Annotated in this window: 13 protein-coding genes; 10 read left to right on the top strand and 3 right to left on the bottom strand. The window is 65.3% G+C overall.

Going from position 1 to position 19705, the window contains the following annotated elements:
- Nucleotides 1-11: 11 nt before the first annotated feature.
- The gene (gene fdnG, locus F8N82_RS14025) at nt 12-3062 is read right to left on the bottom strand and encodes a formate dehydrogenase-N subunit alpha (RefSeq protein WP_080764765.1); all 3051 of its coding nucleotides are present in this window, start codon (nt 3060-3062) and stop codon (nt 12-14) included.
- Nucleotides 3063-3677: 615 nt separating this feature from the next.
- Between fdnG and F8N82_RS14020 the strand changes: the two genes are divergently transcribed.
- From F8N82_RS14020 to F8N82_RS13975, 10 genes are all read left to right on the top strand, one after another.
- On the top strand, nt 3678-5648 hold the full coding sequence (locus tag F8N82_RS14020; RefSeq protein WP_038999450.1) for a TonB-dependent receptor family protein: 1971 nt from the start codon (nt 3678-3680) through the stop codon (nt 5646-5648).
- Nucleotides 5649-5692: 44 nt separating this feature from the next.
- A complete protein-coding gene (locus F8N82_RS14015; protein WP_150776973.1) occupies nt 5693-7408 on the top strand; it encodes an ABC transporter substrate-binding protein in 1716 nt (571 codons plus the stop codon).
- Nucleotides 7405-8337, top strand: coding sequence for an ABC transporter permease (locus tag F8N82_RS14010; protein ID WP_038995889.1), 933 nt, complete (start codon nt 7405-7407; stop codon nt 8335-8337). The genes F8N82_RS14015 and F8N82_RS14010 overlap by 4 nt, the downstream gene beginning before the upstream one ends.
- A gap of 22 nt (nt 8338-8359) precedes the next feature.
- Nucleotides 8360-9643 carry an acyl-CoA dehydrogenase family protein gene (locus F8N82_RS14005; protein ID WP_038995888.1) on the top strand — a complete coding sequence of 428 codons (1284 nt, stop codon included), beginning with the start codon at nt 8360-8362 and terminating at the stop codon, nt 9641-9643.
- Between the two features lie 19 nt (nt 9644-9662).
- Nucleotides 9663-11006 carry an LLM class flavin-dependent oxidoreductase gene (locus F8N82_RS14000; protein WP_038995887.1) on the top strand — a complete coding sequence of 448 codons (1344 nt, stop codon included), beginning with the start codon at nt 9663-9665 and terminating at the stop codon, nt 11004-11006.
- 28 nt (nt 11007-11034) lie between these two features.
- Nucleotides 11035-12090, top strand: coding sequence for an NADP(H)-dependent aldo-keto reductase (locus F8N82_RS13995; RefSeq protein ID WP_095162578.1), 1056 nt, complete (start codon nt 11035-11037; stop codon nt 12088-12090).
- A 23-nt stretch (nt 12091-12113) separates the two neighbouring features.
- Nucleotides 12114-13004, top strand: a complete 891-nt coding sequence (locus F8N82_RS13990) for an ABC transporter permease (RefSeq protein WP_038995885.1) — start codon at nt 12114-12116, stop codon at nt 13002-13004.
- The gene (locus tag F8N82_RS13985; protein WP_038995883.1) at nt 13001-14662 is read left to right on the top strand and encodes a dipeptide ABC transporter ATP-binding protein; all 1662 of its coding nucleotides are present in this window, start codon (nt 13001-13003) and stop codon (nt 14660-14662) included. Before F8N82_RS13990 ends, F8N82_RS13985 begins: the two co-directional genes overlap by 4 nt.
- Nucleotides 14663-14688: 26 nt before the next feature.
- Nucleotides 14689-15897 (top strand): acyl-CoA dehydrogenase family protein, encoded by a 1209-nt coding sequence (locus tag F8N82_RS13980; RefSeq protein ID WP_038995882.1) that lies wholly within the window; start codon nt 14689-14691, stop codon nt 15895-15897.
- A 61-nt stretch (nt 15898-15958) separates the two neighbouring features.
- Complete coding sequence (locus tag F8N82_RS13975; protein ID WP_224793817.1) at nt 15959-17311, top strand: MFS transporter; 1353 nt, start codon at nt 15959-15961, stop codon at nt 17309-17311.
- 90 nt (nt 17312-17401) lie between these two features.
- Here F8N82_RS13975 and F8N82_RS13970 read toward each other — a convergent pair whose 3' ends face one another.
- Nucleotides 17402-18502 carry a sigma-54 interaction domain-containing protein gene (locus F8N82_RS13970; protein ID WP_038995879.1) on the bottom strand — a complete coding sequence of 367 codons (1101 nt, stop codon included), beginning with the start codon at nt 18500-18502 and terminating at the stop codon, nt 17402-17404.
- A gap of 10 nt (nt 18503-18512) precedes the next feature.
- The gene (locus tag F8N82_RS13965) at nt 18513-19688 is read right to left on the bottom strand and encodes an acyl-CoA dehydrogenase family protein (RefSeq protein WP_038995878.1); all 1176 of its coding nucleotides are present in this window, start codon (nt 19686-19688) and stop codon (nt 18513-18515) included.
- Nucleotides 19689-19705 lie beyond the last annotated feature (17 nt).

The raw sequence follows: 19705 nt of genomic DNA, 5'->3' as shown, positions 1-19705 counted from the left end.
GGTTTTCGCCCTCAGACCTTTTCAATGTTCACGAGAAACGCCTTGTACTCCGGCGTATGGGTGTTCGACTCGCCAATGCCCGGGGTCAGGGTGTTGGCCAGGAAGCCCTTGCGCGTGCTGCCCTCGTAACCCCAGTGGCAGGGAATGCCGATGGTGTCGACATCCTGGCCATCGACGGCCAGGCGGCGGATGCGCTTGGTCACCACCGCCTTGGCCTTGATGTAGCCACGCTTGGTGCTGACCTTGACCATGTCGCCCTGAACGATGCCCTTGTCGGCAGCCAGCTTCTCGCCGATCTCGATGAACTGCTCGGGCTGGACGATGGCGTTCAGCCGGGCGTGCTTGGTCCAGTGACGGAACAACTCGGTAATCGAGTAGGTGGTCGCCACGTAGGGGAACTCTTCGCGCTTGCCCATGCGTTGGCGGTCGCTTTCATACAGCCGCGCGGTCGGGCTGTAGGTCACGTTCGGGTGCAGCGGGTTGCTCGCCAGCGGGCTTTCGGTGGGCTCGTAGTGCTCGGGGAACGGCCCGTCGTTCATGGCGCCGGCTGAGAACAGCCGGCCCAGGCCTTCAGGCAGCATGATGAACGGGTTGACCTTGCCACCGGGGGCGGCGGTGATGGCAAAGTCCGGCACGTCGACGCCGCTCCAGCGCACGCCGTCCCAGCCGATCAGCTTGCGTTTCGGGTCCCACGGCTTGCCCTGCGGGTCGGCCGAGGCGCGGTTGTAAAGGATGCGCCGGTTCTGCGGCCAGGCCCAGGCCCAGCCCGGGGTGCAACCCAGACCGCTGTCGGCGTTGTCGCGACGGGCCATCTGGTTGCCTTGTTCGGTCCAGGAGCCGGCGAAGATCCAGTTGAAGCACTGGGTCGTGCCGTCGTCGCGCAGCTGCGAGAAGTCATTGAGCAACTGGCCCTTGCGCAGGATCAGGTTGCCTTGCTCGTCGTGCAGATCGGCGAGGGCGCGGCCGTTGGACTCCTTGGCCACTTCTTCCGGCTTGGGGTCCAGCGGGTCGGCGTAGTCCCAGGCCATGTTGAGGATCGGTGCCGGGTTGGCGCCGCCTTCCTTTTCGTACAGCTCGCGGATCTTCAGGAACAGGTGGCCGAGGATCTTGCCGTCATGCCAGGCTTCACCCGGTGGCGCCGCGCCCGCCCAGTGCCATTGCAGCCAGCGCCCGGAGTTGACGATCGAGCCGTCTTCCTCGGCAAAGCACGAGGAGGGCAGGCGGAACACTTCGGTCTGGATCGCTGCGGTATCGACGTCGTGCTGCTCGCCGTGGTTCTGCCAGAAGCTGGAGGTCTCGGTGGCCAACGGGTCGATGATCACCAGGAACTTGAGCTTGGCCAGCGCCGCCTGGGCCTTGTTCTTGTCCGGGAAGGCCGCCACCGGGTTGAAGCCCTGGGCGATGTAGCCATTGACCTTGCCCTCGTACATGCGGTTGCTGTAATTGAGCACGTCGTAGCTGTCGTCCCACTTGGGCAACCAGTCGAAGCCCCAGTCGTTGTCCTTGGTGGCCTTGTCGCCCCAGAGGCTTTTCATCAGGCTGATGAAGAATTTCGGCGTGTGCTTGTAGTAGTTGACCTGGTCCTCCAGCAGCGCCGTCGGCGTCGACTGCTTGAGGTAGGTGGCCAGCGTGGTCTGCTCGTCGGACGGCAGGTTCATGTAGCCGGGCAGGCGCAGCGACAACAGGCCCAGGTCGGTGTAGCCCTGGATGTTGGAGTGGCCGCGCAGGGCGTTGACCCCGCCACCGGCCATGCCGATGTTGCCCAAAAGCAGCTGGATCATGCCCGAGCCACGGATCATCTGCGCGCCGTTGGTGTGGTGGGTCCAGCCCAGGGCGTAGAGGAAGGTCGCGGTCTTGTCCGGGGCGCTGGTTTCGCCAAGGATCGCGCAGATCTGCAGGAAGTCGTCCTTGGGCGTGCCGCAGACGTTAGTCACCATGTCCGGGGTGTAGCGGCTGACGTGGGCCTTGAGCAGGTTCCACACGCAGCGCGGGTGCTGCAGGGTCAGGTCGCGCTTGGCGTAGCCCTTGCTGTCGAGCTCGTAGGTCCAGGAGCTACGGTCGTAGTTGCGCTTCTTGGCGTCATAGCCACTGAACAGACCGTCGTCGAAGTGGTAGTCCTCGCGCACGATGAGGCTGGCGTTGGTGTAGTGGCGCACGTATTCGTGCTGGATCTTGTCGTGGCTGATCAGATAGTTGACCACGCCCATCAGGAAGGTCACGTCGGAGCCGGCGCGGATCGGCGAGTAGATGTCGGCCACCGCGGCGCTGCGGTTGAAGCGCGGGTCGACGACGATGACCTTGGCGCCGTTGCGGATCTTCGCCTCGATCACCCATTTGAAGCCCACCGGGTGCGCCTCGGCCGGGTTGCCGCCCATGATCAGCACGACGTTGGCGTTCTTGATGTCGACCCAGTTGTTGGTCATCGCACCACGGCCGAAGGTCGGCGCCAGCGCGGCAACGGTCGGCGCGTGGCAGACCCGGGCCTGGCTGTCGGTGCCGAGAATACCCAGGGCGCGGGTGAAGCGCTGGTCCAGCGAGCCGGTTTCGCTGCTGGCCGCCGACGAGCAGAGCATGCCGGTACTGAGCCAGCGGTTGACCGTGGTGCCCTTGGCGTTCTTCTCGATGAAGTTGGCGTCGCGATCGTCCTTCATCAGCCGGGCGATGCGCTCGATGGCGTGGTCCCAGCTGATGCGCTGCCATTTGTCCGAGCCCGGCGCGCGGTATTCGGGGTAGAGCAGGCGCTGTTCACTGTGCACGTAGTCGACCAGGCCGGCGCCCTTGGGGCACAGCGAGCCGCGGCTGACCGGGTGATCGGGATCGCCTTCGATATGGAAGATCCGCGCCTTGGCGTTCTTGGCGCCGTCGCCCAGGCTGTACATGAGAATCCCGCAACCGACCGAGCAATAGGTGCAGTTGTTGCGGGTTTCCTTGGCGCGCAGCAGCTTGTACTGGCGCGACTGGGTCGCCTGGGCCACGCCCGGGGCAAAGCCCAGGCTCGCACAGGTGGCGGTGGCGACGCCGGCGGTACACAGCTTGAAAAACTGTCGTCTGCCAAGTCCCATGGGTATCTCCTCATTCTTATCGGCTGCACAAAGCTGCGGGCATAGGCATGCCCGGCAACAAGGCGTCGCAAGCGCAGTTGGCTGGGGTGTCGAAGCACGGTGTGTCGCAGGTCCCTGTCTGGCGCAGGGTTTTAAGCGGACGTATGCGCGCTAGTGTATTCCCGTACGGAATGTGGGACTAATCGACCTTGTTGATAGGTCTATCGACGGGATCTATCAAAGGCTCAACCTTGATCAACTGTTCGCCAGGCAACAGCAGTTGGACAGATACCCGAAATTCGAACAATTGTTTAAACCGCCGCAGGCGCTCAAACGCAGGTAATACAAGGGTTTTGCCGGTTGGCACGGTCGCTGCAACAGCTCCCTTCGAGATTGACTATACCAATAGAAACTCGCCTATTTTTTAATCAGGTGGGGAGCAAGACCTTGAATTTCGTGCCTCGGGCAACATCGCTAACATTGAATTCTTCGACCAAAGTAGTAGGCAAGGACTGGAAGCTCGCCGGTGTCGGCGTAGCCCTGTTGAGCCTGGCACCATTGGCCCAGGCCGAAGACGCCACACCGACGGAAAAACGCCTGGAGACGGTCACCGTCCAGGCGGCCAAAGCCACCCCGGTGCAAGCGGCGCAGGCGCAACTGGACGAAATCCCCGGCGGTACCGGGCTGGTCCGGCAGGCCGAGGTGGAGAAGGGCCGGTCGGCCACTCTGGAAGACACCCTGGCCTATCAGCCGGGGGTGTATGCCCAGGCTGCCGGCGGTAACGATGCGATCAAGATTTCCATCCGTGGCTCGGGCGCCAACACCTCGCCGGGCTACTTTCGCGAAGGCACCAAGTTTCTGTTCGACGGCCTGGCCCTGACCGGCGCCGGCGGCACGCCTTATGAGCTGCTCGACACCCAGGGCCTGAGCTACACCGAAGTGCTGCGCGGCGCCAACGCCTTCGAGTACGGCGCCTTGTCCCTGGGCGGAGCAATCAACTTCGTTACCAACTCCGGGCTGACCGCGCCCGGCAACCGCATCAAGGTCGAGGGCGGCAGTTTCGGCTGGCAGAAGCAGACCCTCAGCACCGGTGGCGTGGCCGGTAACGCCGACTACTTCATCAGCGTCGACAACTCCAAGCGCGACGGTTACCAGGACTTCACCTTCACCAAGGCCAAGGGCGTGGTCACCAACTTCGGCTACCGCTTCAACCCGAAACTGGAAACCCGCCTGTATATCCGCTACCGCGAGGAATACCACGAAAACTCCGGGGCGTTGACCCTGGCGCAACTGAAGAAGAACTCCTCGCAAACCAACCCCAGCACCCGCGCCACCCGTGGCGACTCGACCAAGGAAGGCTCGACCTGGGTCGGCAGCAAGACCACCTACACCTTCGACGACGACTCGACCCTGGTGGCCGGGCTGGTCTATCACAACTACCCGCAGATCCTCAGCAAGAAGAGCACGGTCAACCCCAACTACTGGGACTGGCGCGACATCAACTACTCGCTCAAGTACACCCGCAGCGACCAGCTGTTCGGCCTGCCGAGCACCACCAGCGTCGGCTGGAGCAGCACCCAGCACATCCGCTCCGGGGTGCGCACTTACAGCGGTGACAAGGACCTGGGCAGGTTGCAGAAGCAGGTCGAGTACGACGGCTCGTTCGACCATGTGTTCTCGCTGGGCAACGACCTCGGCCTGACCGACAACCTGTACCTGTCCACGGGCCTCTCGGCCATCGAGGTCAAGCGCAACGTCGATGTCAATTTCAGCGACCGGCCCAACACCAGCGGCATCCCCAGCCACTACCGCTATCAGGAATGGAAACTGGCGCCACGGGTCGGCCTGCGCTACTACCTGACCCCGGATGTGCAGGTGTTCGGTAACGTCAGCCGCTCCATCGACCCGCCCAGCTCCTGGTCCAGTTCAGGCTCCGGGGTGACCACCAACTTCGCCAAGACTCTGGTGCCACAAAGCGCCAACACCGTGGAGCTGGGCATTCGCGGGCGCTCGGACATCTTCGATGGCAGCCTGACCCTGTACAAATCCTGGATCAAGGACGAACTGCTCAACGTCGAAATCCTCCCGGCCACCAACACCTCGGCCGCCGTGGTCTCGACTTCCAATGCCAGCCCGACCATCCACCAGGGCATCGAGGCGGGGCTGACCACCAAGCTCTGGCAGCGCGATAACGGCGATGTACTGAGCTGGCGCCAGGCCTACACCCTCAACGACTTCCACTACCGCAACGATCCGCTGTTCGCCAAAAACGAGCTGCCGGGCCTGCCCAAGCACATCTACCAGGGCGAGCTGTTCTACCAGTACGCCAACGGTTTCTACGCCGGGGTCAACGTGCGCTCGGCATCGAGCACCGCGGTGGACTACGCCAACAGCTTCTACGCACCGTCCTACACCCTGTGGGGCGCACGCCTGGGCTACGACGCACCGAACAAGACCTGGCAGGTGTACCTGGACCTGAAAAACCTCACCGACAAGGACTACGTCACTGCTCTGGTGCCCAGCTACGACGCCAAGGGCCAGGACACCGCGTCGCTGTACCCGGGTGACGGCTTCGGCGCCTACACCGGGATTGCCTACAACTTCTGAGCCAGGGGCGGGTGCCGTTCACGCGGCACCTGCGGGAGAACCGCATGAGAGTAATCGCAAGGCTGGGCGCGCCCGCCGTGCTTGGCGCGCTACTGGCCCTGGGCGCCTGCAAGCCGGTGGAGCCAGCGCCGGGGCAGGGCAGCAGCGGCATCGACGGTACGCTGCACAACGGCACCCTGAACTATGCCGCGCAAGACTATTACGAGGCCGCCCCGGGCAAGCCCGGTGGCACCCTGCGGGTGTCGACGGCATCCGACACCACGACGCTGGACGTGCATTCGATTTCCCACGGCAATGTGCAGTGGTTGGGGCGCATTCTGTTCGACTGCCTGCTGTACCAGGACGAGCAGGGCAATATTTCACCGTGGCTGGCCAAGTCCTGGGAGATTTCCGAGGACGGCAAGACCTACACCTTTCATTTGCGCGATGACGTGACCTTCAGCGATGGCGAGAAATTCAACGCCCGTGCCGTGCAGGTCAACCTTGAGCACATGCGCGACCCGGCGACCAAGTCGCCGCTGGCTGCCGCCTACATCGCCCCTTATGTGGACGGGCGCATCGTCGATGAATACACCTTCGAAGCGCACCTGCGCGAACCGTATTCGCCGTTCCTCGATGTGCTGGCGCAGTCGTGGCTGAGCATGATCTCGCCGCGGCAGATCCTTGAAGCGCCGAAGACCATTGCCGAGCACCCGATCGGTTCCGGGCCCTTCGTGCTGGAAAGCTACACCCGTGACCAGGGCGCCAACTTCGTCAAACGCAAGGGCTACAACTGGGCACCGGCAGTGACCCGCCACCAGGGCGAGGCCTACCTCGACCGCCTGGAACTGAGCATCGTCCCCGAACCGATGATCCGCTTTAGTACCCTGGAATCCGGCCAGTCGGACTTCACCGTCGATGCCCCGACCCAGAACGCCCGGGCTATCCGCGACAACCCGGACTTGCACATGCGCAGCCGCATTCGCAAGGCCAACCCGTTTCGCAGCCTGACCTTCAACGTCGAGCGTTTTCCCTTCGACGATGTCCAGGTGCGCCGCGCCGTGGCCAAAGCCATCGACCGTGACGGCCAGGCCTGGATCACCGGCTTTGGCGAGTACCTGGCCAAGGGCGATTTCCTCGCCGCCAACACCCGCTACTACGACCCGGCGTTCAAGGACGTGCTGGCCTATGACGTGGCCGAAGCCAACCGCATACTCGACCAGGCCGGCTGGAGCGCACGCGACGTCGGGGGTTACCGGGTCAAGAACGGCCAGCGCCTGGCCGCACATTTGCTGACCTACGAAACTGCGGCCTACCCGAGCAGCATCGCCGTGGCCATCCAGGCCGACCTGAAGAAGATCGGCCTCAAGATCGACATCGACCTGCTGCCCCTGGCCCAGGTCACCCAGCGCCGTTACGCCAGCGACTTCCAGTTGATCGGCGGCGGTTACTGGCACACCAACACCCCCGATGGCCTGTACATCCTCTACCACAGCCAGGCGATCAGCACCGCCAAGCTGATCGGCCAGAACGCCGGGCGCTTTCGAGATGCCGAGCTCGACCGGGTACTCAGCGCCGCACGGCAAACCACCGATCCGGTCGAGCTGAGCGACCTCTATCGCATCGCCCAGGAGCGCCTGGCGCAAACCATCCCGGCCGTGCCGGTGTTCGAGAGCCATGTGCTGCTGGCCTACCGCAAGCGGGTCAAGGGGCTGATTTTCGACACTTCGCACAACACCCCGTTCTTCACCAGCGTCTGGCTCGACCCGGAGGGCAAATGATGACCTTGCAGCGATTGGCCTGGCGCCTGCTGGCCGGCATCGGCGTGCTCTGGGGCGCGGCGACCCTGACCTTCCTCGCCATCAACCTCAGTGCCGGCGACCCGGCCCTGGCGATTCTTGGCGGCCCGGATGCCATGCCCAGCGCCGAACTGATTGCCCAGGTGCGTGCCGAGTACGGCCTCGACCAGCCGTTGTGGGTGCAGTACGGCCAGTACCTGGCGCGCCTGGCCCAGGGCGATCTGGGCGAGTCGTACCGCCTGCGCATCCCGGTGCAGCAGGTGATCAGCAGCCAGTTGGGCGCCACGGTGCAGCTGTCGCTGGCCGCCGCCTTGCTGTCGATTGTCCTCGCGGTGAGCTGCGCGGTGCTCACCGCCAACCGTCCGCGCTGGGTGCGCTCGCTGGTCTGCGGCACGGAACTGGTGCTGTCCTCGGCACCGTCGTTCGTGATCGGCATCGTGCTGTTGCTGTTGTTCTCGTTCGGCTGGCACCTGCTGCCGCCGTCCGGCTCCAGCAGTTGGCAGGCGCTGATCTTGCCGAGCCTGGCCCTGGCCCTGCCGATTGCCGCGGTGCTGACCCAGGTGCTGCGTCAGGAGCTGGAAGACATCCTCGAACAGCCGTTTATCGCCATGGCCCGCGCCCGTGGCATGTCCGAGACCGGCGTGCGCCTCAAGCATGCCTTGCGCCATGCCCTGGTGCCGTTGGTGACCTTGTCCGGGTTTGTCTTCGCCAGCCTGTTGGGCGGCGCGGTGATCGTCGAAATGCTGTTTGCCCGTCAGGGTATCGGCCGGCTGATGCTCGACGCCGCGCTGACCAAGGACATGCCCTTGCTGTTGGGGATCACCCTGCTGGCGGCGGCGATTTATGTGGTCGTCAACTTTCTCGTCGACCTGATCAACCACTGGGTCGACCCACGCAGCAAAAGCGTATGAACCCGAATTTCAAGGAGCAGCCATGAGTGCCCATGATTTGCCAACACCCCTGGCCGCGCACAATGCTGGCCAGGACTATGCCCAACTGCAGGCGCGTTTTGCTCCGGTCTTTGCCCGCATTGCCGACGGCGCGGTCGAACGCGAGCAGCAACGCACGCTGGCCCATGAGCCGGTGGCCTGGCTGCGCGAAGCGGGCTTCGCTGCCTTGCGCGTGCCCCAAGCGTTGAAGGGTGCGCAGGTCAGCCTGCCGGTGCTGTTTCGCCTGTTGATTGACCTGGCCGAAGCCGACTCCAACCTGCCGCAGATCTTTCGCGCCCACTTCGGTTTTGTCGAAGGCCGGCTGTCCAGCGGCGATGCCGCCTCGCAACGGCACTGGCTGGCCAAGGTGGCGGCAGGGCAGTTGTGGGGCGCGGCCATGGCCGAACGCACCGACACCACCGGCAACTCGGTGCGCCTCAGCCCGGCCGACCCGCAGGTGCCAGAGAGCGGTTGGTTGCTGCACGGCGAGAAGTACTACTGCACCGGCGCCATCTATGCCGACTGGGTGGCAGCGGTGGCCATGCTCGAGGAGGACTTTGTCAGCGTGGTGGTGCCGACCACGGCGCCGGGGGTCAGCCTGGAAGACGACTGGGACGGTTTCGGCCAGCGCCTGAGCGGCAGCGGCACCACCCGTTTTGCCAATGTCGCGGTGCCGCCGCAGCAGGTGTTGCGGCGCTTCAAGCCCGGCGAGCTGCGCGCCGAGTCCTACTTGTCGGCCTTCTACCAGCTGTATCACCTGGCGACCCTGGCCGGTATCGCCCGTGCAGTGCAGCGCGATGCCGTCGACTTCGTCCGCGGCCGCACCCGCGCCTTTGGCGTACCGGGCCAGTCCAGCCCCAAGGACGATCCGCTGGTGCAGCGGGTGATCGGCCGCCTGTCGAGCCTGGCCTATGCCGCCCAGGCCCTGGTGCTGGATGTCGCCCAGGTGCTGCAGCGAGTGCACGAAGCCGAGCTCGACGGCACGGTGGGCGAAGCGCACTACGTCGAGGCCGACATCCGCACCTACCAGGCCCAGCAGATCGTCCTTGCGCAGGTGCTCGAAGCCACCAACTTGCTGTTTGAAGTCGGCGGCGCCTCGGCCACCAGCCAGGCCCGGCGCCTGGATCGGCATTGGCGCAATGCCCGCACCCTGGCCTCGCACAACCCGGCGATCTTGCGCGAGAAGGCGCTGGGCAACTACTACCTCAACGGCATCAGCCCCGGTGCCGCCTGGCGCCAGTTGCACGCCCAGGACAACGCTGCCCGCGACGAAGCCAGCGCGGTCTGACCCCCTTCAAGGAGTTGCCATGAGCCAGCCTGCAAACCACATGAGCATCGGCATGAACATCCTCGGTTTCGGCGCCCACTCCGGCGCCTGGCGCCAGGGCGAGGTGCCGGCCAATGCCTATCTCGATCACCAGTACTACAGCAACATTGCGCGCATCGCCGAACGCGGCAAGCTCGATGCGATCTTTCTTGCCGACGGCCCGGCGCTGTTCGGCGATATTGGCCAGCACCCGGCCGGGCGTCTGGAGCCGACCGTGCTGCTCACCGCCGTGGCCCTGGCCACCCGCCATATCGGCGTGATCGCCACCGCCTCGAGCACCTACAACGACCCCTATAACCTGGCCCGGCGCTTCAGTTCGCTGGACCATATCAGCGGCGGTCGCGCGGCCTGGAACGTGGTCACCAATGCCGGTGATGCCGCAGCGCAGAACTTCGGCCTGGCCGGTGCGCCGCGGCATGTCGACCGTTATGTCCGCGCCGATGAGTTCATCGACGTTACCCTCAAATTGTGGGACAGCTGGGAAGACGATGCGGTGATCGGCGATGCCCGCCGTGGGCGCTTTGCCGACCCGGCCAAGGTGCACGCCATCGACTTTGTCGGCGAGCACTTCTCGGTCAAGGGCCCGCTCAACCTGCCGCGTTCGCCCCAGGGCCGGCCAGTGCTGGTGCAGGCCGGCTCCTCCGAAGGCGGCAAGGCCCTCGGCTCGCGCTATGCCGATGCGATCTTCACCACCCAGACCACCCTGGTCGACGGCCAGGCTTTCTACCAGGAAATGAAACAGCGCGCCCGCCAGTGGGGGCGCAATCCCGAGCACCTGAAAATCATGCCGGGGCTGTCCACGGTGATCGGCAGCAGCGAGGCCGAGGCCCAGGCGCGCTTCGACGAACTCAATGCCTGGTACGGCGAAGAAGGGCTGATCAATCAGGTGGCGGCGCGGGTGGGGCTTGCGGTCAGCGAGCTGGAGCTGGATGCGCCCTTGCCCTGGGAGCGGATCGGCCCGGTGGCGGACTTCGAGCGCGGCTCCCATGGTTTTCTCGAAGCCCAGTTGAACCTGGCGCGGCGCGAGAACCTGACCATCCGCGAATTGTCGCGGCGCATCCTGGTCGGCCACCGGCTGATCGTCGGTACCCCGGAGCAGGTCGCAGGCACCCTCGAACACTGGTTCCGCGCCGGTGCCGCCGATGGCTTCAACATCATGCCGGACATGTTCCCCTCCGGCGTCGAGGTGTTCGTCGACGAAGTGGTGCCGCTGCTGCAAAAGCGCGGGGTGTTCCGCCACGAGTACCAGGGCAGCACCTTGCGCGATCACCTCCGCCTGCCGTACCCGGCCAGCCAGTACCAGCGCGCCGCTGAAGCGGTTTGAGCCTTTTCACTTTCGAGACGGAGCGAGCATGATCAAACGTCCATTGGGCCACAGCGATATCCAGGTCAGCGTGCTAGGGCTGGGCAGCATGACCTGGGGCCACCAGAACAGCGAAAGCGATGCCCATCGCCAGCTCGACGCGGCGCTGGCCGCTGGCATCAACCTGATCGACACCGCCGAGATGTACCCAACGCCCACCCACGCCGAAACCTGGGGCAGCACCGAGCGTTTTATCGGCAGCTGGCTGGCGAAAAACGGCCGGCGTGCCGAGGTGGTGCTGGCCAGCAAGATCATCGGCCCGGCGCGCCAGCCGGGGGCAGGGAGGCATATTCGCGAGGGGCGCACGCGCCACGACCGGACCAACATCGTCGCCGCCCTGGACGGCAGCCTCAAGCGCCTGCAGTCCGAATACCTGGACCTCTACCAACTGCACTGGCCCGATCGCACCACCAATATTTTCGGCCAGCGTGAATATCCCTATGTCGAGGATGACCACGAGACCGTGAGTATTGCCGAGACCTTGCAGGTGCTGGCCGAACAGGTCGCCGCCGGCAAGATCCGCCATATCGGCGTGTCCAACGAAACCCCATGGGGTGTGGCCGAGTTTCTGCGCCAGGCGCGCGAGCAGAACCTGCCGCGCATCGTCAGCATCCAGAACCCCTACAGTTTGCTCAACCGCCTGTACGAGGGCGGCCTGTCGGAGTTCAGCCAACGCGACAACATTGGCTTGCTGGCCTATTCGCCGCTGGCTTTCGGCGCGCTGACCGGCAAGTACCTCAACGGCGCCTTGCCGCAGGGCTCGCGGCTGTCGTCGGTGTACCGCACCTTCAATCGCTACGACAGCCCCGGCGCCCATCAGGCCATTGCCGCCTATGTGGCGCTGGCCCAGGAGCTGGCGATCAGCCCGGCGCAACTGGCCCTGGCCTATGTGCTCAACAAGCCGTTTGTCAGCAGCGCGCTGACCGGGCAGACCAGCCTTGCGCAACTGGCCGACAACCTCGGCGCGCTGCAGGTCAGGCTCGACAGCGAAGCCCTGGCGCGCATCGAGCAGATCCACCGGCAGATTCCCAATCCTGCTCCCTAATATTCACTTCATGGAGGTGCCCGATGGCGCCGATCAATACAACGGCGGCGGTGCTGCCCGTCAGCGGCCTGATCCCGGCCCAGGCGCGCTTTGCCAGCCGTCGGCCACTGGCCTTGCGCCCGGGGCTGGTGCTGGCGGCGCTGTTCGTCACCTTGCTGGTGCTGGCGGCTTTGCAGCCGGGCTGGCTGGTATCTGCCGACCCGCTCGATGCCAGCGCCCGCCAGGCTTTTCAGGCGCCGAGCAGCCTGCACTGGTTGGGCACTGACGAGAACGGCCGCGACATTCTCGCGCGGCTGGTGTACGCGGTGCGCCCGTCGTTGGTGCTGGGCCTGAGTGCCACGGCCCTGGGATTGTTGCTGGGCACCGTGCTGGGGCTGCTGGCCGGGCTTGGCCCGCGTCTGGTCGACGCTGCGGTGATGCGCCTGGTCGATGTGCTGCTGGCCTTTCCGGACCTGCTGCTGGCGCTGGTGATCATCACCTTCTTCGGCCAAGGCGCGCTCAACACCATCATCGCCGTGGGCATCGCCAGCGTGCCGCGCTATGCGCGCCTGGTACGGGCGCAAACCCTGGTGGTGCGCAATGCCGGCTACGTCGAGGCGGCCACCACCCTGGGCCTGCCACGGCGTCAGGTGATCTCGCGGCATGTACTGCCCAATGCGATCAAGCCGATCCTGATTCTCGCCACCATCGGCATCGGCAGCACCATCGTCGCTGGTGCTGCCTTGAGCTTTCTTGGCTTTGGCGCGCCACCACCGGAGCCGGAGTGGGGCGGCATGCTCGCCATTGGCCGCAACTACCTGGCCAACGCCTGGTGGCTGGTGGCTTGGCCGGCACTGGCCATCACCCTCACCGTGGTCTCGATCACTGCCATCGGCCGCGAACTGCTGCGCCGCAACGAAGGTAAACGCCTATGAACGCTGTTCTCCAACACCCCGCGCCGCTGATCGAGGTCAGCGACTTGCAGGTGCGCTTCGGCCAGGGCGTACCGGTGCTTAAGGGCATCAGCTTCACGGTGCAGCAGGGCGAGTGCCTGGCGTTGGTGGGCGAGTCCGGCTCGGGCAAGAGCGTCACCTCGCGCACCCTGGCCGGGCTGACCGGTGCCCATGCGCAACTGCAGGCCAGCCGCCTGGCCTTCGCCGGGCAAGACCTGCGCCAGTTCGACGAGCGCGCCTGGCGCCGGGTGCGTGGCGCGCAGATCGGCTTTGTCATGCAGGACGCGCTGGGTTCGCTCGACCCCTTGCGCCCAGTGGGCAAGGAGATTGCCGAACCGCTGCAACTGCACAGCGAACTGAACCGCGAACAGCGCCAGGCGCGGGTGCTGGAACTGCTGCGCGCGGTCGGCGTGCCAGAACCTGAGCTGCGTGCCCGCCAATACCCCTGGCAGCTCTCCGGCGGTTTGCGCCAACGGGCGCTGATCGCCTCGGCCATCGCTTGTAATCCGCGCCTGCTGATTGCCGACGAGCCAACCACGGCGCTGGATGCCACGGTGCAGGCCCAAGTGTTGAGCCTGCTCGAATCCCTGCGTGGCGACAGCACGGCGATGCTGATCGTCAGCCATGACCTGGCGGTGGTCTCGCGCCTGGCCAACCGCGTGGCGGTGATGCACAACGGCGTGATCGTCGAGCAGGGCAGCGTCGAGGCGGTGCTGCAGGACCCGCAGCACCCTTACACCCAGTACCTGCTCAAGGCCGGCGCCGCCGTGCATTTTCGCCGGCCCCAGGCGCCAGTGCTGGCGGCCGTGGCGCCGCCGGTGGTGGAAAGCAGCGCGCCGCTGTTGCAGGTGCAGCAGTTGAGCAAGGCCTTCAAGGGCCCGGACGGCGCGCTGCGCACCGTGGTCGACAAGGTCTCGCTGCAACTGCACAAGGGCCGCACCTTAGGCATCGTCGGCGAGTCGGGCTCGGGCAAGACCACCCTCACCAGGATGATCCTCGGCCTGGAAACCCCCGACAGCGGCGAGATCCAGATCAAGGGCCGGCCCTGGTTGCACCTTGATGACCAGGAAAAGCGCCAACTGCGCCGCAGCATCCAGGTGGTGTTCCAGGACCCGCTGAGCTCCTTCGACCCGCGCTACACCGTGCAGCGAGTGTTGTTCGAGGCGCTGCAGGTGGCCGGGCACCCGCGCGGGCAATGGCGCCCGCAGGCTGTCGAGTTGCTGAACCTGGTGCGCCTCGACGAAAGCCTGCTGGATCGGCGTCCGATCGAGCTGTCTGGCGGCCAGCGGCAACGCATCGCCATCGCCCGCGCCTTGGCCGCGCAGCCGCAGATATTGGTGTGCGATGAGCCGGTGTCGGCGCTGGATGTGTCGGTGCAGGCGCAGATCCTCGAGCTGCTCGACGACCTCAAGCAGCGCCTGGGCCTGGCCTGCCTGTTCATCTCCCACGACCTGGGGGTGATCAACCACGTCAGCGACCAGGTGCTGGTGATGAAAGATGGCGTGGCGGTGGAAAGCGGCGCCGTGCGCGATGTCTTCGACCGACCGCAACACCCCTATACCCGCGCCTTGCTCGATGCCATTCCACACCTGGAAAGCGGCCGTCGGGTCAGCTTCGAATTTCTCCGATTGGCGATCTGATCGCCTGATCCGCACAAGGAAAGTCCATGCCTGGTTTATCTGCAGTCCCCCAGCTTGATCGCCGCAACCTCGACGACCTCAAGGGCAATACCGAGAATCTTTTGCCGCTGATTGCCGCCGGCGCGGCACAACGTGAACGCGAGCGCCAACTGCCCTATGAAGCGGTGCGCCAGATTGCCCAGGCCGGGCTCTACACCTGCCGCATTCCCGAGGCCTATGGCGGCCCGGGTGGCAGTGTCAGCGATGTGATCGGCCTGTTGCTGCGCATCGCTTCGGTGGACTCCAACGTCGCCCAGGCGCTGCGTCCGGGCTTCGGTTTTATCGAGGGTTTGTTGTCGTCAACTGCCGACGGCGCCGAGGCCGAGCGCCAGCGCTGGTTCGCCCGCTACCTGCAAGGTGCGGTGCTGGGCAATGCCGGCTGGGAAGTGGGCGGCGCCAATGGCGCGATCAGCGCGCGCATCGTGCGTGACGGCGAGCATTACCGCGCCAGCGGCAGCAAGTACTACAGCACCGGCTCCCTGTACGCCGACTGGGTCAGCGCCGTGGCCCTGGATGAAAACGATCAGCCAGTGTCGTTCGTGCTGCCGCGCGAGCGCCAGGGCCTGGAGTTGCTCGACGATTTCGATGCCATGGGCCAGCGCCTGACCGCCAGCGGCACCACGCGCTTGCATGATGTCGTGGTGTACGCCGACGAGATCCGCACGCGCACCGTGGAGGAGGGCAAGCGCACCATCGTCACGCCGTTTTTGCAGTTGTTCCTGGCCACGGTGCAGGCCGGTATCGCCCGCAACGCGCTGGACGATGCCACCTGGTTTGCCCGCGAACACGCGCGGCCGATCAAGCACAGCAGTGCCACGCGTTCGGTGGACGATCCGTACGTGCAGCTCAGCGTCGGCGAGATCGCCGCCCGCGTCTTTACCGCCGAGGCCGTGGTGCTGCGCGCTGCGGCCTCGATCGACCGCGCCTGGGCCGGCGGGCTTGAGCCGCAACAAGTTGACCAGGCGGCCATCGACGTCGCCCAGGCGCAGTACATTGCCGCTGAATCGGCGCTCAAGGCCGCCGAACTGCTGTTCGACGTCGGCGGCGCTTCGACCACCGGTCGCAGCCACAACCTCGACCGCCACTGGCGCAACGCGCGCACGGTCGCCAACCACAACCCGCGGCACTGGAAGGCGGCGGCGGTGGGCGCCTGGCAACTGACCGGCACGCCGCCACCGACTTCGGGGTTGTTCTGACTTGGGCAGCGTGCAGGCGCCACCGTTGACACAAAGTACCCGGCTATCACGGCGGGTACCGATGATCATCGGTTGTGCGCTGTTGATGGAGCTGATCGATTCCACCGTGGTGATGACTGCCTTGCCGCAGATGGCCAGCGAGTTCGGCGCGCCGAGCGTGCGCATGAACCTGGTGGTGTCGCTGTACATGCTTGCCGCCGCGTTGGCGGTGCCGGTCAGCGGCTGGGCGGCGGATCGCTACGGGCCACGGCGGCTGTTCGTTCTGGCCATTGTCCTGTTCACTCTGTCGTCGCTGGCCTGCGCACTGGCCGGCTCGTTGCTGCAGCTGTGCCTGGCGCGCCTGTGCCAGGGCGCAGCGGGGGCGATGATGGTGCCGGTGGGTTTGATGATCCTGCTGCGTTGGTCGCCGCGCGAGCACCTGCTGCGCAACATGTCCTACCTGACCATCCCGCCGCTGGTGGGGCCGATGCTCGGGCCGCCGCTGGGCGGTTTGCTGGTGACGCTGCTGGCGTGGCAATGGATCTTTCTGGTCAACCTGCCCATCGGCGTGCTCGGGGTGTACCTGGTGCTGCGGCATATTCCCGATTACCCCGGCGACTGCCAGCAACGCCTGGACCTGCGCGGGCTAGTGCTTGCCAGTGTGGCCCTGGCGGCACTGGTGTTCGGCTTCGAAGCCCTGGGCCATGGCTTGCTGGCGCGGCGTTGGGTGTTGCTGATGTTGTTGCTCGGGCTGCTGGCGGCGTTGCTCTATGTGCGCCATGCGCGGCGTTGCGCCCAGCCGCTTCTGGACTTTGCGCCCTTGCGCGTGCGCAGTTTTGCCTTGAGTTTCTGGGGTGGCAACTTGTTCCGCCTGGGCACGGCGGCGCAGCCGTTCTTGATGGTGTTGCTGTTTCAGCTGTGCTTTGGTTTGAGCCCCTTGCATGCAGGGCTGCTGACCTTCACGGGTGGCGTCGGTGCTTTTGTGGTCAAGCTGCTGGCGGTGCGCATCGTGCGCCGTTTCGGCTTTCGCCGCACCTTGAGCATCAATGCGCTGCTCACCGGCTTGAGCCTGGGCGCCTGTGCCAGTTTCAACCTCGACACCCCGTATTGGCTGGTGGTGTTGATCCTGTTCGCCAGCGGCCTGATCCGCTCCTTGCAGTTCAGCGCCATGGGCGGCCTGACCTATGCCGATGTACCCGCCGAACTGCACAGCCGGGCCAGCAGTTTGTCGGCGGCAACGGTGCAGTTGACCATGAGCTTGTCGGTGGGGGTGGCGGCTTCGTTGCTCAGTGTATTGATGAGTGTGAAGGGCGAGCAGCAGGTGGGGGTGGTGGATATTGCCTGGGTTATTGGCGTGAGTGCGCTGCTGTGCATGGCCTCGGCGCTGGTGTTTCGCAAGCTGGCGGCGGATGCGGGAAGTGAGATCTACCGCTGACCTTTTCTCGCCTGGACTGCGACCGCTGCGCGCTCGATCGCGGGTCGAGCCCGCTCCCACAGGATTGGTGCAGGGCCCGCGATGAGGCCATTAGATCGACAAATTCAGCACCCGCTCGCCTTGGGTACTCCCCGCAGGCTGCCTTCGGTTCACCGCCAGCTCGCCCATCTTGATCAACCGGGTACGGGTGACATTACGGCTCAAACCCAGCAAGTTGGCGGTGTGCACCTGGTTGTAATGGCTGAACCGATACGCTGCGCGCAACAGCGCATCCTCGACCTTTTCGTGCAAGGCGCCACCAGGCTGCTCGAACAGCTTCTGGAAGGCCCGCTCCAGCAACCCTTCCGCCGAATCATCGCTACTGGGGCTGTCGTCGGCGCGTTCGATGCGCATGTTCGACAGGCGCAGGTCTTCCTGGCGGATCACGCCGTCGCGGCAGATCAGCAAGGTGTGGTGGATGACGTTTTCCAGCTCGCGGATATTGCCCGGCCAGCCATAACTGCGCAGCTTGGCTTCGGCTTCGCTGCTCAGGCTGACTTCGCCATAGCCCAGGCGCTGGCTGTAGGCCTGGATAAAGTGGCGGGTCAGCGGCAGGATGTCGCCCGGACGCTCGCGTAGCGGCACCAGCTCCAGGCTGACCACGTCGAGGCGGTAGTACAGGTCTTCGCGAAAATGCCCGGCATTGATGGCTTTTTCCAGTTGCACGTTGGTCGCCGCCAGCACCCGCACATCAATGGGGATGCTCTTGCGCGAGCCCAGGCGCACCACCTCGCGCTCTTGCAACACGCGCAGCAGCTTGACCTGGATCGGCATCGGCAAGTCGCCGATCTCGTCAAGGAACAAGGTGCCGCCGTTGGCTTCTTCGAACCAGCCGGCCTTGGAACTGAGGGCACCAGTGAACGCGCCTTTTTCATGACCGAACAGCTCGGCCTCGACCAGCGATTCGGAAAACGCCCCGCAGTTGACCGCGACGAAGGGCTTGTCGCGCCGGCCGCTCAGGTTGTGGATGTGCCGGGCCACCAGCTCCTTGCCGGTGCCGGTTTCGCCGATGATCAACACGCTGGCTTCACTCGGCGCGACCCGCTGCAGGTGCGCCAGCAAGGCCCGCGACTTGGGGTCTTCGAACACCTGCGCGGTGGCGCGGATCGAGGTGGCCAGGGCCGGGGAGGGTGGAAGGGTCAACAATTGCATGGCGGTCACACTATGAGTAGAAGGTCGGAGTCGGCAATTGCCCGCGCAGGGCCCATTCACCGAGTTCGTGCAGCTTGTAGTCGAGCGGGTCGTGCAGGCTCTGGGTGCGCAGGTTGCGCCAGTGCCGGTCGAGGCCCACCGAGGCCTGGGTGGCGCGGGCGCCGGTGACTTCAAACACCTTGCTGCAAATCTCCAGGCCATCCCGGCTGGCGGCGACCTTGGCGGTGGCGATGGTCACCGCCAGGCGCCCGCGTTGATCGGCACTCAGCGCCGCGCCTTTGTCCCAGGCCTGGTCCAGCTCAAGGGCGGCTTGATCAACCAGCAAGCGCGCGCCCTGCAGGCGTACCCAGAAGTCGCCGAAATGGTTGAGCACATAAGGGTCGGCGCTGCTCTGTTCGGCGAATGATTTGAACCACGGCCGCGACTCGCGCAGGGCGTACTGGCGGGCCTCTTCGAAAGCGCCTTCGGCGATGCCGAGGAAGATGTTGGCGAAATGCAGCTGGGCAATCAGCGGGCGCAGGCAGGCGAACGGCGTGCTCAAGGGGCCGGGGTCGAGCAGCAGGTCGCTTTCTTCCACCCGCACCCGTTCGAAGCTGGCGCTGCCGCTGTCGGTCTGGCGCTGGCCCATGTTGTGCCAGTCGTTGTGCAAGGTGATGCCGGTGCGGCCGCTGGGAATTGCCGCGATCAACAGCTTGCCGCCGGCGCTTTCGTCCACCGCCGAGGCGATGAGCATCTCCGAATCGCTGGCGCCGGAGCAGAAGCTCTTTTTCCCGGAGAATTCACGAAAGCTGCCGCGGTCCTTGACCACCGTGCGGGTGTCCAGCGGGTTGAGGGCATTGCCCCAGAACCAGCTCTTGCGCGCGGTCAGTTCGAACCAGGGCTGCCACTGCGCCGGGGTGGCGAACAGGCGCACGGTGGCGAGCATCAGGTGATGAAAGCCAAAGACGTGGGCCAGGGAGCTGTCGACCCGGGCGAATTCGCGGACCACTTCGAAGGTTTGCCCCCAGCTGGCGCCCAGCCCGCCGAAGTCGCGGGGGATACTCAAGGCCAGCAGGCCGCTGTTGCGGATGGCGTCACGTTCGGCCTTGGGTGTGCCGCCTTGGCGGTCGCGCTCGACCGCAGTGCGGGCGAACTCATTGGCCAGTTCCCGCGCGATGTGCAAAGGGGTCGAAGGAGTGCTGTGCAAAGGTGGCGCTCACTTGC

This window comes from Pseudomonas fluorescens (assembly GCF_902497775.2).
In the GTDB taxonomy this organism is placed as follows: domain Bacteria; phylum Pseudomonadota; class Gammaproteobacteria; order Pseudomonadales; family Pseudomonadaceae; genus Aquipseudomonas; species Aquipseudomonas putida_F.
The sequence above is the reverse complement of the archived record's forward strand: the minus strand, read 5'-3'. Positions and strand labels throughout refer to the sequence as shown.

Excerpts from the sequence above, each read along its gene's own strand:
- fdnG (WP_080764765.1), bottom strand. The coding sequence starts at position 3,062 with ATGGGACTTGGCAGACGACAGTTTTTCAAGCTGTGTACCGCCGGCGTC.
- F8N82_RS14015 (WP_150776973.1), top strand. The coding sequence starts at position 5,693 with ATGAGAGTAATCGCAAGGCTGGGCGCGCCCGCCGTGCTTGGCGCGCTA.
- F8N82_RS14010 (WP_038995889.1), top strand. The coding sequence starts at position 7,405 with ATGATGACCTTGCAGCGATTGGCCTGGCGCCTGCTGGCCGGCATCGGC.
- F8N82_RS14005 (WP_038995888.1), top strand. The coding sequence starts at position 8,360 with ATGAGTGCCCATGATTTGCCAACACCCCTGGCCGCGCACAATGCTGGC.
- F8N82_RS14000 (WP_038995887.1), top strand. The coding sequence starts at position 9,663 with ATGAGCCAGCCTGCAAACCACATGAGCATCGGCATGAACATCCTCGGT.
- F8N82_RS13995 (WP_095162578.1), top strand. The coding sequence starts at position 11,035 with ATGATCAAACGTCCATTGGGCCACAGCGATATCCAGGTCAGCGTGCTA.
- F8N82_RS13990 (WP_038995885.1), top strand. The coding sequence starts at position 12,114 with ATGGCGCCGATCAATACAACGGCGGCGGTGCTGCCCGTCAGCGGCCTG.
- F8N82_RS13985 (WP_038995883.1), top strand. The coding sequence starts at position 13,001 with ATGAACGCTGTTCTCCAACACCCCGCGCCGCTGATCGAGGTCAGCGAC.
- F8N82_RS13980 (WP_038995882.1), top strand. The coding sequence starts at position 14,689 with ATGCCTGGTTTATCTGCAGTCCCCCAGCTTGATCGCCGCAACCTCGAC.
- F8N82_RS13975 (WP_224793817.1), top strand. The coding sequence starts at position 15,959 with ATGATCATCGGTTGTGCGCTGTTGATGGAGCTGATCGATTCCACCGTG.
- F8N82_RS13970 (WP_038995879.1), bottom strand. The coding sequence starts at position 18,502 with ATGCAATTGTTGACCCTTCCACCCTCCCCGGCCCTGGCCACCTCGATC.